The sequence below is a fragment of the Roseospira visakhapatnamensis genome (assembly GCF_014197915.1).
GTDB classification, from domain to species: Bacteria; Pseudomonadota; Alphaproteobacteria; order Rhodospirillales; family Rhodospirillaceae; genus Rhodospira; species Rhodospira visakhapatnamensis.
In genome coordinates this window covers 228974-244079 of the sequence record NZ_JACIGK010000002.1, presented here as the reverse complement: position 1 = coordinate 244079, position 15106 = coordinate 228974, and the positions used below count along the sequence as shown (strand labels likewise).

Annotated in this window: 13 protein-coding genes; 7 read left to right on the top strand and 6 right to left on the bottom strand. The window is 68.3% G+C overall.

What is annotated here, in order from left to right; all coding sequences use genetic code 11:
* Positions 1-119 precede the first annotated feature (119 nt).
* Both GGD89_RS02560 and serB read right to left on the bottom strand, forming a co-directional pair.
* Entirely contained in the window at positions 120-1553 is a 1434-nt protein-coding gene (locus tag GGD89_RS02560) for an FAD-binding oxidoreductase (RefSeq protein ID WP_184042526.1), read from the bottom strand.
* Positions 1550-2464: a phosphoserine phosphatase SerB gene (serB, locus tag GGD89_RS02555; RefSeq protein WP_184042546.1), complete on the bottom strand. Its 915-nt coding sequence runs from the start codon at positions 2462-2464 to the stop codon at positions 1550-1552. The genes GGD89_RS02560 and serB overlap by 4 nt, the downstream gene beginning before the upstream one ends.
* A gap of 435 nt (positions 2465-2899) precedes the next feature.
* Here serB and miaA point away from each other — a divergent pair, with 435 nt between their 5' ends.
* From miaA to GGD89_RS02520, 7 genes are all read left to right on the top strand, one after another.
* Complete coding sequence (gene miaA, locus GGD89_RS02550) at positions 2900-3868, top strand: tRNA (adenosine(37)-N6)-dimethylallyltransferase MiaA (RefSeq protein WP_184042525.1); 969 nt, start codon at positions 2900-2902, stop codon at positions 3866-3868.
* A 95-nt stretch (positions 3869-3963) separates the two neighbouring features.
* Positions 3964-4434 (top strand): hypothetical protein, encoded by a 471-nt coding sequence (locus tag GGD89_RS02545; RefSeq protein ID WP_184042524.1) that lies wholly within the window; start codon positions 3964-3966, stop codon positions 4432-4434.
* A 76-nt stretch (positions 4435-4510) separates the two neighbouring features.
* Positions 4511-5191 carry an NnrU family protein gene (locus GGD89_RS02540; protein ID WP_184042523.1) on the top strand — a complete coding sequence of 227 codons (681 nt, stop codon included), beginning with the start codon at positions 4511-4513 and terminating at the stop codon, positions 5189-5191.
* Positions 5192-5719: 528 nt separating this feature from the next.
* The gene (locus GGD89_RS02535) at positions 5720-7477 is read left to right on the top strand and encodes an acetolactate synthase 3 large subunit (protein WP_184042522.1); all 1758 of its coding nucleotides are present in this window, start codon (positions 5720-5722) and stop codon (positions 7475-7477) included.
* A 154-nt stretch (positions 7478-7631) separates the two neighbouring features.
* On the top strand, positions 7632-8168 hold the full coding sequence (ilvN, locus tag GGD89_RS02530; RefSeq protein ID WP_425503005.1) for an acetolactate synthase small subunit: 537 nt from the start codon (positions 7632-7634) through the stop codon (positions 8166-8168).
* Between the two features lie 141 nt (positions 8169-8309).
* Positions 8310-9329: a ketol-acid reductoisomerase gene (gene ilvC / locus GGD89_RS02525; protein WP_184042521.1), complete on the top strand. Its 1020-nt coding sequence runs from the start codon at positions 8310-8312 to the stop codon at positions 9327-9329.
* 135 nt (positions 9330-9464) lie between these two features.
* Entirely contained in the window at positions 9465-9989 is a 525-nt protein-coding gene (locus GGD89_RS02520) for an Lrp/AsnC family transcriptional regulator (RefSeq protein WP_184042520.1), read from the top strand.
* Positions 9990-10017: 28 nt separating this feature from the next.
* Here the strand turns inward: GGD89_RS02520 and GGD89_RS02515 are convergent, their stop codons facing one another.
* The 4 genes from GGD89_RS02515 to acs all read right to left on the bottom strand — a co-directional run bounded on the left by GGD89_RS02515 (position 10018) and on the right by acs (position 15072).
* Positions 10018-10794 (bottom strand): YopT-type cysteine protease domain-containing protein, encoded by a 777-nt coding sequence (locus GGD89_RS02515; protein WP_184042519.1) that lies wholly within the window; start codon positions 10792-10794, stop codon positions 10018-10020.
* Positions 10795-11130: 336 nt separating this feature from the next.
* A complete protein-coding gene (locus GGD89_RS02510) occupies positions 11131-11517 on the bottom strand; it encodes a RidA family protein (protein ID WP_184042518.1) in 387 nt (128 codons plus the stop codon).
* A 48-nt stretch (positions 11518-11565) separates the two neighbouring features.
* Positions 11566-12897, bottom strand: coding sequence for an anaerobic C4-dicarboxylate transporter (locus GGD89_RS02505; RefSeq protein WP_184042517.1), 1332 nt, complete (start codon positions 12895-12897; stop codon positions 11566-11568).
* Between the two features lie 237 nt (positions 12898-13134).
* Positions 13135-15072: an acetate--CoA ligase gene (gene acs / locus GGD89_RS02500; RefSeq protein WP_184042516.1), complete on the bottom strand. Its 1938-nt coding sequence runs from the start codon at positions 15070-15072 to the stop codon at positions 13135-13137.
* Positions 15073-15106: the final 34 nt, after the last annotated feature.

Here is a 15106-nt window from a genome sequence, read left to right as displayed (position 1 = left end):
CCCTGAAAGAAGCGCTCGACAAAGTTATGCCAACAGAGTGCAGCAGCTATATGCGGCATTCCGGCTATGGCCCAACTTGATCTCGGATTACTCTAACAGCCCGATCCTGACGAGCGCGCCTACGCCACCACCTTGCCGGGGTTGAACAGCCCGGCCGGGTCCAGGGCGTGCTTGAGGGACCGCATCATCTCCAGTTCCACCGGCGCCTTCAGGCGCTCCAGTTCGCCCACCTTGAGGCGGCCCACCCCATGCTCGGCGGCGATGGACCCGTCCATCTCGGTGACGAGGTCATGGACGATGCGGTTCATGGCGTCCCAATGGTCCAGGTAGGCCGCCTTGTCCATGCCCTCGGGCTGGCTGAGGTTGTAGTGGATGTTGCCGTCGCCGACATGGCCGAACGGACAGGGGCGCAGGCCGGGCATGGCGGCGGTCACGGCGGCGTTGGCGCGGGTGATGAACGCCGGCACGGACGACACGGGCAGCGAGACGTCGTGCTTGATGGAGCCGCCCTCGATGCCCTGGGCCTCGCTCATCAGTTCGCGCAGCCGCCACAGCGCCTCGGCCTGATCCAGGCTCTCGGCCAGCACCGCGTCGGCGATCAGGCCGTCCTCGAAGGCGGCGCCCAGCAGCCCCTCCAGGTCGTCGCGCACCCCACCGGCCTCGCCGGCGCCGGGGCGGGCGCTGGACAGCTCGATCAGCACGTACCAGGGCCAGGGCGCCTCCAGCGGGTCGGCGCAGCCGGGCATGTGACGATGGGTGATCTCGATCCCGAAGCGGGCCATCAATTCGAAGGCGGTCACCGAGTCGCCCGACCAGGCGCGGGCGTGACGCAGCAGCGCGGTGACCTTTTCCAGGTCGTCCAGGCCGCAGAAGGCGGTGGCCCGGGCCACGGGACGCGGGTAGAGCCGCAGGGTGGCGGCGGTGATCAGGCCCAGGGTCCCCTCGGAGCCCACGAACACGTGCCGCAGGGCATAGCCCGCGTTGTCCTTGCCCAGGCGGCGCAGGCCGTTCCAGACGCGGCCATCGGGCAAGACAACCTCCAGGCCCAGCACCTGCTCACGCATGTTGCCGTAGCGCAGTACGCCAGTCCCGCCGGCGTTGGCGGCGATGTTGCCGCCGATCTGGCAGGAGCCCTCGGCGGCCAGGCTGACCGGGAACAGACAGTCCGCCTCGTCGGCGGCCCGTTGCAGGTCGGCCAGCACCACCCCGGCCTCGACCGTGGTGGTCAGGTTGACGGGATCCAGGGCCCGGACGCGATTCAGGCGCCGGGTGGAGATCACCACCTCGCCCCCGTGCTCGAACGGCACGTTGCCGCCCACCAGGCCGGTGTTGCCGCCCTGGGGCACCATCGGCGCGCCGGCCTCATGACAGGCGGCGACCACGGCGGCGGCCTCGTCGGTGGTGGCCGGGCGCACCACCGCGCGGGCCTGGCCGTGGAACAGGCCGCGTGGCTCCTCCAGATGCGGCGCCATATCCTCGGGCGTGGTCAACACGGCGGCGGGGCCGACGATCTCGGCGAAACGGACGATCAGGGGATCGGCAACGGCGGTCATGCGGCGGGGTCCTCGATCTCGACAAACTCGGCGCGGGCGTAGCCCTGGGCATACAGGAGCGCCGTCAGGTCACCGTGGCGCACCACGGCGCGGGCCCGGTCGGCCACGCTGGGGCGCGGATGAAAGGCCACCCCCAGGCCGGCGGCCAACAGCATCGGCAAGTCGTTCGCGCCGTCGCCGACCGCCAGGGTCCGGCTCATGGGCAGGCGCAGGCGACCGGCCTCGGTCATCAGGGTGTCCAGCTTGGTCTGGCGGTCCCGGATCGGCGGGACGACACGCCCCGTCAGCCGGCCGTCCTGGATCTCCAGCACGTTGGACACATGGTCATCGAAGCCGCACAGCGCCATCACCCGCCCGGTGAAGACCGTGAAGCCGCCGGAGACCAGCAGGCAATATGCTCCGGCGGCCTTCATGGTGGCCACCAGGGTCCGGGCGCCGGGTGTCAGGCGCGTGTCCGCCCAGGTCTCGTCAAGCGCCGCCTCCGGCAGACCCGCCAGCATGGCGACACGCTCCGCCAGGGACTGGGCGAAGTCGATCTCGCCGTTCATCGCCCGCGCGGTGAGGGCGGCGATCCGGTCCTTCAGGCCGGCGTGGGCGGCCACATCGTCCAGGGTCTCCGAGGTGACGATGGTCGAGTCCATGTCGGAGATCAGCAGCGCCTTGCGGCGGTCGGCCATGGGCTGGGCGATGGCGTCCACGGGCGCGCCGCCCAGCGCCACCCGCGCCTGGCCCTCCGCCTGCTCCAGGGCCAGGCCGGTGAAGGGGATGTCGCAGGCCTCGTTCTCCGCCAACCAGCGTGGCCGGGCGTGCTCGGCCCCCAGCGCTCCCAGCGCGGCGCGCGCGGCCTTCGCCCGGGTCTTGGTCAGCGCCCCGGATCCGGGGGCGGCGATCAGCGTCAGGACCTGGTCCAGGCCCCGGACACCGGGCGCGGCGGCGGGCTCCCCGGGCGCGGCCTGGAGAGGGATCGGCGGGGGCAGGACCATGGCGGGCGGCTCCGGCGGAAAAGACGGCGGCGGGCGTGGGGACGCGCCACCGGGCGTGGCCGGCGGGCGTCGACCCTTTAGCGCGGAACGGGGGCCATTGGCAACGTGGGGCGAGGGCGCGCTGATACGAAGGGATCACGTGTCCAGTCAGTCCAGGCGACGCGAGCCCCCTGGAGAGTCCGCGGCATGGCGTCCATCCCGCCATCCGGGCGGCCCCGATCGGCCAAGACCATGGTCTCGGGCTCCTCCGTCATGGCATACGCTCATTGACGGTCCGCGCAGCGGCCGTGCCGCCGCCCCGGCCCTTCTCAACCCCATGGACCCGCGCCTGTCATCGGTCCGATGCACGCCAGCCCACGCCCCATGACCGATCCCCCGCCCCCGCTGATCCTGCTCGCCGGGCCGACGGCCAGCGGCAAGTCCGGCCTGGCCCTGGCGCTGGCCCGCGCTTTCGACGGCGTGGTGGTCAACGCCGACAGCATGCAGGTTTACCGGGACCTGCGACTCCTCACCGCCCGGCCCTCGCCGGAGGATGAGGCCCTGGCGCCGCACCGTCTTTACGGGGTGCTGGACGGCGCCGAGGTATGCTCGGCGGCACGCTGGGCGGTCCTGGCCAAGGACACCCTCCGCGAGACCTGGGAAGCCGGCCGCGTGCCCATCGTCACCGGCGGAACCGGCCTCTACCTGGAGGCGCTGACCGAGGGCCTGTCCCCCATTCCCGACATCCCCGCCGGCATCCGCGCGGCGGCCCGGGCGCGGCTGGACCGCATGGGCAACACGGCATTCCATGCCGCGCTCATCGCGCGCGACCCGGTGACGGCGGCGCGCCTGGACCCCGGCAACTCGCAGCGGCTGGTCCGCGCCTGGGAGGTGCTGGACGCCACCGGCCGGTCGCTGTCGTGGTGGCAAGACCAGCCGCCCGATCCGCCCGTCGTGTCCGCGCGGCGCCTGACCCTGGTGCTGGATCCGCCGCGCGAGGCCCTGCGCGCGGCCATCGATGCCCGCTTCGTCGCCATGATCGCGGCCGGCGCCCTGGCGGAGGTCGCGGCGCTCCTGGCTCGCGGCCTGCCCCCGGACCGCCCGGTCATGAAGGCCGTCGGCGTGCCAGACCTGGCCGCCCACCTGCGCGGGGAAACCGACCTGGAGACGGCGGTCATGCGTGCTCAGGCGGCGTCGCGCCGCTACGCCAAGCGGCAGCGCACCTGGCTGCGCGGACGGGTCCGGGCCGATGGCCGATGGGCGGGCCCATCCGGCGGCGGGGGGGCCGGGTCCGGCCCCGATGACACCACGGACGTCGTGGAGACCGTGCGCCGGTTCCTAAGGTCCCTATAGGAGTCCGGACGCTGACGGAGGACAATGGTGCCGCCGCCTGGCGACCCGCGTCAGGGGATCGGTCGTCGGCACTTCATGGACATCGAGAGATCCGCATGGATATCGTCATCGCCAGAGCCATTCATGTTCTCGCCATCGTGCATTGGATCGGCGGCGTGTTCATGGTCACGGCCGTGATCCTGCCGTCCGTGCGCCGGCTGGAGACTCCGGAGCGCCGCATCGCCGCGTTCGAGGCCATCGAAGGGCGGTTTTCCCGGCAGGCCAAGATATCGGTCACGCTGGCCGGTCTCTCGGGTCTCTACCTGACGGACCGGCTGAATGCCTGGCACCGGTTCCTGGAGGTCGACGTCCTGTGGATGCATGCCATGGTCCTCATCTGGGCGGTGTTCACCTTCGTCCTGTTCGTGGCCGAACCGCTGGTCCTACATGCCTGGTTCCGTCGGAAGGCACAGGAAAACCCCGAACGGGTCTTCGCGCTCATCCAGCGCGCCCATGTGGTGCTGCTGACGGCCAGCCTGGTGACGGTGGGGGCCGCCGTGCTGTATGCGAACGGGTTCTACCTGTGATCCGCCGTACCGTGACCCACCAGAGCCCGTCCCGGGGAGACTCGTCGCCCCCCGTCCAGGAGGCCACGGCGTCGCGATGACCGAGTTCCTCACCGCCTTGGGCGTCTTCCTGGCCGCGCACGTCGGACCGGCCGTCCCGCCCGTGCGCCGCGCGCTGGTCCGCCGCCTTGGCGAGCCTCGCTATCTCGCGATCTATGCGGTGGTCTCGACGGCGCTGCTCGCCTGGCTGATCGTCGCGGTCCTGCGCGCGCCCTACGTTCACCTGTGGACCCCGCCGCTCTGGACGTACTGGGTCCCGCTGGTCGTGATGCCGGCGGCGTTCATGCTGCTGTGCGTCGGCCTGATCACGCCCAACCCGCTGTCGATCAGCCTATCGAGGGCACCATTCGACCCGGATCGCCCGGGGCTCGTCGGGTGGGTGCGCCATCCCGTGCTCTGGGGGTTCGGCCTGTGGAGCCTGTCGCACATGCCGGCCAACGGGGCCCTGGTTCCGGCGATCCTGTTCGGCGTGTTCACGGTGTTCTCCTTTGGCGGCATGCCGATGGTGGACCGCAAGCGGCGGCGGACGATGGGACCCGACGCGTGGCGCCGGCTGGACGCGGCGCGACGCGCCGGCCGCGCCGCCGGACTGCCGTGGACGGCCCGCGCCACCGCCGGCGTGGCGCTTGGCCTGGCCCTCACGCTGGCATTCGTTCTTTGGGCGCATCAGGCCCTGTTCGGCCTGTCGCCCGTGCCGCTGCTCGGTGTCGGGCTGTAACACCATCGTTGGATGAGTGTGACTCATCCGCCGAGCGGCACCGGCCGACGCCCCCCTGACGACATCCGTGGCGCCGCACGCTCCACTCCGGTCGAAAATGTCCAATGTGCCCGCCCCGGCGCAATTTTCGGAAATGACCAAGGGGGAAACCTTTGCGCTTGTTCGGGGGTTTTTGTTGACCCCTTGAGCTTCCCAGACTAGGGTGTCGCTCCCCGGGCCCGAGGCGGCGCGCTGGTCTTGTATTGCCCGCGCGCTTCAGACCCGGGCGCGGTCCCCGCGCGTCCAGCGCGGCAGCGCAACGTCGCGTGACACGCCCACCGCAGTCCGGCCCAGGCGTTCGACGTGCCGTCGGCTCGTTGGCCCTTGCGCGCGCTGGAGACGGGGAGACCGCACGGCCAGCCTCACCCCCGGCGGTTCTCCCGTGATGACCGGGGGCGGTTTCGATTCGACCAAGGAGTGGTGGCCCGGCGTCCCTGGAGTCAGGACCCGACCACCCCCGACCCGACCCTTTTGGAAGGATGCGGTACTATGTCCGAGACGCAGTTGACCGGCGCCGACGTTATCCTCAAGGCCCTGGCCGACCAGGGCGTAGAGGTCATCTTCGGCTACCCGGGCGGCGCCGTCCTGCCCCTCTACGATGCCCTGTTCAAGCAAAACCGCATCCGCCACATCCTGGTCCGCCACGAACAGGCCGCCGTACACATGGCCGAGGGGTATGCCCGTTCCACCGGCAAGGTAGGCGTGGTGCTGGTGACCTCCGGCCCCGGCGCCACCAACGCCGTCACCGGCCTGACCGACGCCCTGATGGACTCGGTTCCGGTGGTCTGCCTGACCGGCCAGGTGCCGACCTTCCTGATCGGCAACGACGCCTTCCAGGAGGCCGACACCACCGGCATCACCCGCCAGTGCACCAAGCACAATTACCTGGTCAAGGAACCGGAGGCGCTGGCGCGCACCATCCACGAGGCGTTCATCGTCGCCGCCAACGGCCGACCCGGCCCGGTGGTCATCGACCTGCCCAAGGATGTGCTGATGGCCAAGGCGCCCTATGTGCCGGCCTCGCGGGTCAAGCACCGCTCCTACAAGCCGCAGATCAAGGGGAACCTTCAGGCCATCGAGCAGGCCGTGGAGATGATGGGCAAGGCCGAGCGCCCGGTGTTCTACGTCGGTGGCGGCGTGGTGAACTCCGGCCCCAACGCCTGCCAGTTGCTGACTTCGTTCGTGCGCACCACCGGCTTCCCCATCACCAGCACGCTCATGGGCCTGGGCGCCTATCCGGCCAGCGACCAGCAGTTCCTGGGCATGGTCGGCATGCATGGCACCTACGAGTCCAACATGACCATGCACGACTGCGACCTGATGATCTGCGTCGGCGCGCGGTTCGACGACCGGGTCACCGGCAAGCTGGATGCCTTCGCGCCGCACTCCCGGAAGATCCACATCGACATCGATCCGTCCTCCATCAACAAGAACGTCGCGGTGGACCTGGCCATCGTCGGCGACGTGGCACACGTGCTGGAGGACATGACCCGGGTGTGGAAGGCCCGCCAGATGCGGCCGCCCCAGAAGGCCCTGGCCAAGTGGTGGGGCACGATCGACGGGTGGCGCGGCCGCAACTGCCTCGCCTACCGCACCACCGACACGATCATCAAGCCGCAGCAGGCCATCCAGCGCCTCTACGAGCACACCAAGGACCGCGACACCTACATCACCACCGAGGTGGGCCAGCACCAGATGTGGGCCGCGCAGTTCTACAAGTTCGAGCAGCCCAACCGCTGGATGACCTCGGGCGGCCTCGGCACCATGGGCTACGGCTTCCCGTCCGCGCTGGGCGTGCAGGTCGCCCACCCCGACTCGCTGGTGATCGACATCGCCGGCGAGGCATCGTTCCTGATGAACCTTCAGGAACTGGGCACGGCCGCGCAGTACAATCTGCCCGTGAAGATCTTTATTCTGAACAATCAGTACATGGGCATGGTGCGCCAGTGGCAGGAACTGCTGCACGGCAGCCGCTATTCGGAAAGCTACAGCGACGCCCTGCCCGACTTCACCAAGCTGGCCGATGCCTTCGGCTGGGTCGGCATGGTGGTGGACAAGCCTGCCGACCTGGACGACGCCATCCGCGAGATGATCGCCGTGGATCGCCCGGTGCTGATGGACGTGCATGTCGACCAGTCCGAGAACTGCTATCCCATGATCCCCTCGGGCGCCCCGCACAACGAGATGCTGCTGGGTCCCGAGGATGCCGGCACGTCGGTCTCGGATCACGGCATGGTCCTGGTATAACCCCACCCGCTCCCGCCTCGCGCGGCGGCCGGCTTCCGGCCGCCGCCGCCTCCTTTGCATGCCCGCATGCGCCTCGCGTCCCCGGTCACCGACCCGCCTGGACACGCCCTCCGGACATGAACTCCCCCGGACACGAACCCAAGGAAAAGGTCACATGGCGTCCCCGATGCCCCCCTCGATCAGCACAGAGCAGGACCTCCGCACGCATACCATCGCCGTTCTGGTGGACAACGAAGCCGGGGTCCTGGCCCGGGTGATCGGCCTGTTTTCCGGGCGCGGCTACAACATCGAAAGCCTGACCGTCGCCGAGGTGGACACCGCCGAGCGGCTGTCGCGCATCACCCTGGTCACCTCGGGCACGCCCATGGTGATCGAGCAGATCAAGGCTCAGCTCGGCCGTCTGGTGCCGGTGCGCAAGGTCTCCGACCTGACCGTCGAGGGTCCGTCCGTCAGCCGCGAACTGGCCCTGATCAAGGTGAACGGCACCGGCGAGAAGCGCGTGGAATCGTTGCGCATCGCCGACATCTTCCGGGCCAACGTGGTGGACAGCACCAACGACTCCTTCGTTTTCGAGATCGTCGGCAAGACCGACAAGCTGGATGCCTTCATCAAGCTGATGGAGCCCCTGGGCCTGGTGGACGTCAGCCGCACCGGCGTGGTGGCCATCGCCCGCGGCAACAGGCCGCTCTGATCGCGCGGCGCGGCGCTCGACGGGGTTGGTCGAGCGACGCGTCGGGCCTGACACTCGCTTCCAGGCGCGCCGGTCCGGCACAGGGCGCCGCCCCCAGGAACAGACACGACATCAACGTCCCACTCCCAAGGAACTCCCACCATGCGCGTGTATTACGACCGTGACGCGGACGTGAACCTGATCAAGGGCAAGAAGGTCGCCATCGTCGGGTACGGCAGCCAGGGCCACGCCCACGCCCTCAACCTGCGCGACTCCGGCGTGACCGAGGTGGCCGTGGCGCTGCGCGAGGGCTCTTCCAGCCGCCGCAAGGCCGAGGGCGAGGGCCTCAAGGTCATGACCCCTGCCGAGGCCGGCGCCTGGGCCGACGTGGTCATGATCCTGACCCCGGACGAGCAGCAGGCCGACCTGTACCGCGATCACCTGCACGGCACCATGAAGGAAGGGGCCGCCATCGCCTTCGCCCATGGCCTGAACATCCACTTCAGCCTGATCGAGCCGCGCGCCGACCTGGACGTGTTCATGGTCGCCCCCAAGGGCCCGGGCCATACGGTGCGCAGCGAGTACGCGCGCGGCGGCGGCGTGCCCTGCCTGATCGCGGTGGCCCAGAACGCATCGGGCAATGCCCACGAACTGGGCCTGTCCTATGCCTCGGCCATCGGCGGCGGCCGCTCGGGCATCATCGAGACCAGCTTCCGCGAGGAATGCGAGACCGACCTGTTCGGCGAACAGGCGGTGCTGTGCGGTGGCCTGACCAGCCTGATCCAGGCCGGCTACGAGACCCTGGTCGAGGCCGGATATGCCCCCGAGATGGCCTACTTCGAGTGCCTGCACGAGGTGAAGCTGATCGTGGACCTGATCTACGAAGGCGGCCTGGCCAACATGCGCTACTCGATCTCCAACACCGCAGAGTACGGCGACTATGTCTCCGGGCCGCGCGTCATCACCGACGAGACCAAGGCGGAGATGAAGCGCATCCTGGCCGACATCCAGTCCGGCCGCTTCACCAGCAACTGGATCCAGGAGTGCAAGGCCGGTCAGCCGCAGTTCAAGGCCACGCGCCGCCTGAACGCCGAGCACCCCATCGAGGAGGTCGGCACCAAGCTGCGCGGCATGATGCCCTGGATCACCGCCAACCGCCTGGTGGACAAGGACAAGAACTGACGCTCACCCACCGCTGTCGACCGCGCCGCCGCCGATCCTGGCGGGCGCGATCGACACGTCGCCTCTTGACCGCCCGCCCCGGGATGGCCGCGCCCCGTCGCCGCCCCCGGGGCGTTGTGTACGCATGTCCCGCCCATGAAGACCGACGGCAAGACCAACGGAAAGTCCAACGGCCTCAAACTGGACGACCGCGACTTGCGAATCCTCGCCATCCTCCAGCGCGAGGGACGCCTGTCCAAGGCCGATCTGGCGCGGCGGGTGAACCTGTCGGCGACGCCCTGCTGGGAGCGGCTGCGCCAGTTGGAGACCGCCGGCGTCATCGAGCGCTATGAAGCCCACATCGCCCTGGCGCCGTTCGCCCCCGTGCTGCGGATGGTGGTCAGCGTGGAACTGGACAGCCGGCGACCTGAGGTCCAGGCCCGCTTCGAGGCCGGCATCCTGGCCTTCCCCGAGGTCTACGCCTGCGAGGGCCTGGGGGGCGGCGGCGTGGACTACCTGCTGCGCGTCATCACCCGCGATGTCACCGGCTATCGACAGCTCATGGATCGGGTGCTGGACGCCGGACTGGGCGTGCGCCGCCACGCCGGTCACGTGGTCGAGCGGGTGGTCAAGCGCGATCCGCCGCCGCTCACGCCCCTGCATCCCGCCTATCGCGGGTAGGGCCGCACACGGCGGCGGGCACCGCCCGTCAGGCCGCCGCGTTGTACCAGCGCGTATTCAACGAGCTGTACTTGCGGTCGTAGCCCGTCACCCCCAGGAACGTGACCATCCAGCGCTGGAACGCCTTGTGGTTGGGGAACCAGAACTCCCCGTTGTTGGGATCGAAGAACGAGATGTCCTGCTGGCCGACCCAAAGGGCCATGGCGTGCTTGCCGTGCGTCCCGCTCCCGCCGCTGGTGCTGAGCTGGCAGTAGCACCCGGTGTGGGCGGTGACGGCGTCGGTGACCTCCTTCGCGGTCAGCCTGGAGCCGCCGATGGACGCGGTGGCACGGAACGCGTCCGACCCGGTGATCCCCCGGCGGGGCGTGACCTTGTAGGGCCGCAGAAAGGACTCGGCGAAGGCATCCTTGTAGATCTCCGAGCGCTCGGCCCGCGCCGGCCGTGGACCGCCCGTAAGCATGTCGTTGGCCACCGGCGCGTTGGCAAGATGGGTATGCCGGTCCTGTCTGCGGTCGCCGTACTCGGTGTGCAGCATGATCACCAGGGCGCCATGCAACTGATTGGCGCCTTTTTGCCGGATGCGGCCGGCCTTGGGATCGGCATAGATCCAGTGCCAGAAGCTGTCGTCCGTGGCATGAAAGCCGATCCAGTACAGGGACAGGGCCTTGCACACGCCTCCCATGCCAAACGTCCTGTACATGGGCCCGAGTTCCGATCCCTGACTGAACAGAACGAAGGCACCGCTGTTGGCCAAGGCGGCCTGACCCAGGGACAGCAAACGCGCTTCCGTTTTCTTGCCTGGCATACCCACACTCCTTTCAAGGCGAAGGCCTATCCCCTTGCTTCAGGTTGGCACAGGTTGGAGTGCGTACCTTGCTCACCAAACGCCAACATACTGTGGTCGCCGGATCCAGGGGGATAAGCCGGTCAAGGCGATTACAAGTGCAGCCGACTCATAATCACAGAGTAGTCGAATCATTCCAACCAAGAAACAGAAGTGCGATCTGGTCTTGCATCCCTAAAGTTGTTTCTACAAGAGACAAAGATCCATGACCTGTGGAAACAGCAGCCGCCCGGACATTGTCCAGGACATCCGCGAAGGCCGAAGGGGCGAAGCGTGGGTCTCGGCGCCGTGACATCATCACTCGCGGGCAATGACGCGGATTTCAATCACCGCGCCCTCGCGCACGAACCCGGCCACCTCGATCGCCGTCCAGGCCGGGAACGGCTCCACGACGTACTCGGCGCGCACGCGCTTGAAGACCTCCAGGTGGTCCCGCAAGCCCACGTGATAGGTCGTCATCTCCACGATGGCATCGAACCCGAGCCCGGCCGCCCGCAGCACCGATCCCACCTTTTCGAAGGCCCGCCGCATCTGCGCTTCCGGGTCTTCCGGCAGAACACCGTGTTGATCGGCGCCCGTGAATCCGGTCAGGAAAACAAAGCCGTCGCATGCCAGACCAGGCGACATTCTCCAGTCTTCGTAGAACGACCGCAGGTCGTCGGGAACGACGGCAGTTTTGGTCATGGGCGTGGTCCCCCCGGATCGTCCTGAGGGTGGGCGCGGGGGCCGGGTCTACAAGAGCACGTTCGCCAACAGGAGGCCGACCGAGACCGAGACCCAGGTGCAGATCAGGCCGGGCAGCATGAAGCTGTGGTTCAGCAGGAACCGGCCGATCCGCGTCGTGCCGGTGCGGTCGAAGTTCACCGTCGCCAGGTCGCTCGGATAGTTGGGAATGAAGTAGTAGGCATAGACCGACGGGTAGATGCCGATCAGCGTCGCCGGCGCCACCCCCAACTGGAACGCCAGCGGGCCGAGCATCCGGGCCGTCGCCGCCTGGCTGTTGACGATGATGGACACCAGGAAGAAGGCGAAGGCGAACATCCACTGGTTCTGGCGCACCAGGTTCTCGATGGCCGGCTTGATGGTGTCGAGGTTGTTGGTGACGAAGGTGTCGGCCAGCCAGGCGATGCCGAAGATGGCCACCACGGCCGACATCCCGGCCCGGAAGACGGGTCCCGAGACCATGGTCTTGGCCTTGACGCCCGAGACCAGCACGATCACCGCCGCCGTGGACAGCAACGCCATCTGAATGACGTCTCCCATTCCCACGACCTTGCCGGTCTCCGGGTCGGCCACCGGCCGCAGGTCCGGGACCATGCCCAGCACGACGATGCAGACCAGGCCGAGGAAGAATACCAGCACGGCCCGCTTGGCCGAGGCCGGCAGTTCGCGCCCCAGCAGCGAGGCGTCATCGCCCTCCATCTCGGCCCGCAGCTTCGGGTCGGCGAGACGGCGTTGGTACTCGGGGTCCCGATCGAGTTCCTTGCCCACGAAGGTCTGCACCGTGGCCGCCGTCAACAGTCCGACCAGCGTGGCCAGGACCGTGACCATCAGCACGTCGCCCAGGGTATAGGGAACGCCCCGCGCCTCGAACTCCGTGACCAGCCAGACCACGGCGGCCGACAGCGGGCTGGCGGTGATGCCCAGCTGCGACCCCACGGACGCCGCCGCCAGCGGCCGTTCCGGACGGATGCCGGTCTTGCGCGCCACGTCGGCGATGATCGGCTGGATCACATAGACCGTATGGCCCGTGCCCACGCACAGGGTCATTGTATAGGTCACCAGCGGGCCGAGGACCGTCACCGCCTTCGGGAACCGCCGCAGCAACCGTTCGGAGAGCTGCACCAGCCACTCCATGCCCCGCGCGGCCTCCAGGGCCGAGGCCGCGGTCACGGCCGCCAGAATGATGAGCATCACCGAAATCGGCGGATCGCCCGGCGTCAGGCCGAACCCGAAGCACAGCACGACGACGCCAAGCCCGCCGGTGATCCCCATGCCTAGACCGCCGATGCGCGCACCGACATAGAGCGCCAGCAGGGTAATGGCCAGTTGAATCCAGATCATCGCACGGACCCCTTCACTCACGTCTCGCCGAACCACGCGCGCGCCCGGCCCAGCCCATCGGGGCCGGCCGGCCGGGCGGGAGGCGCCCCCGCCGTGAGGCATCATGGGGCAGTCGGTTCGGAAAGTCATCGAGGGTCTGAACGACAACGGCGGCCCGGGATGACCCCGGACCGCCGTGTTTCGTCAAGCGGGGCGCGTCAGGCGGGACACGCGCCCGCCCCGCCCTTGGCTCTCGCCTCAGCCGCCTCGGTTCTCGATCAGGTCGTCGACCACCGACGGATCGGCGAGCGTCGAGGTGTCGCCCAGGCTGCCGACGTCATTCTCGGCGATCTTGCGCAGGATGCGGCGCATGATCTTGCCCGACCGGGTCTTGGGCAGGCCCGGCGCCCACTGAATAATGTCCGGGCTGGCGATGGGACCGATTTCCTGACGGACCCATTTCACGAGTTCCTTGCGCAGGTCCTCGTTTTCCTTCTCGCCGGCGACCAGGGTGACGTAGGCGTAGATGCCCTGGCCCTTGATGTCGTGCGGATAGCCGACCACGGCCGCCTCGGAGACCTTGGGATGGGCCACCAGGGCGCTTTCGACCTCGGCGGTGCCCATGCGGTGACCGGAGACGTTGATCACGTCATCGACGCGGCCGGTGATCCAGTAGAAGCCATCCTCGTCGCGACGACAGCCGTCACCGGTGAAGTAGTAGCCCTTGTAGGTGGTGAAGTAGGTCTGCACGAAGCGCTCGTGATCACCGTAGACCGTGCGCATCTGCCCGGGCCAGCTTTCGGCGATGCACAGGTTGCCTTCGGTGGCCCCCTCCAGTTCCTTACCCTCGTTGTCGACCACCACCGGGCACACCCCGAAGAACGGGCGGGTCGCCGAACCGGGCTTGAGCATCGTGGCCCCGGGAAGCGGGCTGATGAGGATGCCGCCGGTCTCGGTCTGCCACCAGGTGTCGACGATCGGGCAGCGCTCGTCACCGACGACGGAGTAGTACCACATCCAGGCTTCCGGATTGATGGGCTCGCCCACCGACCCGAGGATGCGCAGGGAGGCGCGGCTGGTCGTCTTCACCGGCTCCTCGCCCTCGCGCATCAGGGCGCGGATGGCGGTCGGCGCGGTGTAGAAGACGTTGACCTTGTGCTTGTCAACCACCTCCCAGAAGCGGGCCGAACTGGGATAGTTGGGCACGCCCTCGAACATCAAGGTGGTGGCGCCGTTGGCCAGCGGTCCATAGACAATGTAGCTGTGGCCGGTGACCCAGCCCACGTCGGCGGTGCACCAGTAGATTTCGCCGTCCTTGTAGTCGAACACAAGTTCGTGGGTCATGGACGTGTAGACCAGATACCCACCAGACGTGTGCAGAACGCCCTTGGGCTTCCCGGTGGAACCGGAGGTATACAGGATGAACAGCGGATCCTCGGCGTTCATCTCCTCGGGCTCGCAGGTGATCGGCTTGCCGTCGACGACATCGTGATACCAGACGTCGCGGCCGTCCTTCATGGTGATGGCGCCACCGGTGCGCTTGACGACCACCACATGCTTGACCGAGGGACAGGTCTCCAGCGCCTTGTCGGTGTTGGCCTTCAGCGGCACCGCGCGGCCACCGCGCAGGCCCTCGTCGGACGTGATCACCATGCAGCACTCGGAATCCTGGATGCGGTTGGCCAGGCTGTCCGGAGAGAAGCCGCCGAACACCACCGAATGCACCGCGCCGATGCGCGCGCAGGCCAGCATGGCCACGGCGGCCTCGGGGATCATCGGCATGTAGATGCAGACCCGGTCGCCCTTCTTCACGCCCAGATCCCGCATGGCGTTGCCCAGGCGGCAGACGCGCTCGTGGAGGTCCCGGTAGGTGATGGTGGCGTCGTCCTTGGGGTCATCGCCCTCCCAGACGATGGCCACCTGGTCGCCCCGAGTGTCCAGGTGCCGGTCCAGGCAGTTGGCGGCCACGTTCAGGGTGCCGTCATGATACCAGCGGATATGCACATCATGGGGATCGTACGAAACGTCCTTCACCTTGGTGTAGGGCTTGATCCAGTCGATGCGCTTACCGTGCTCGCCCCAGAACCCCTCCGGATCCTTCACCGATCGCGCATACATCTCCTGATACTGCGCGTCATTGATGTGCGCGCCTCGCGCCACGGACTCCTGGACGGGAAACACGTGGTGTTCGGACATGGGTTGATTCCTCCTCGTCCCCGATTCTTGCTGA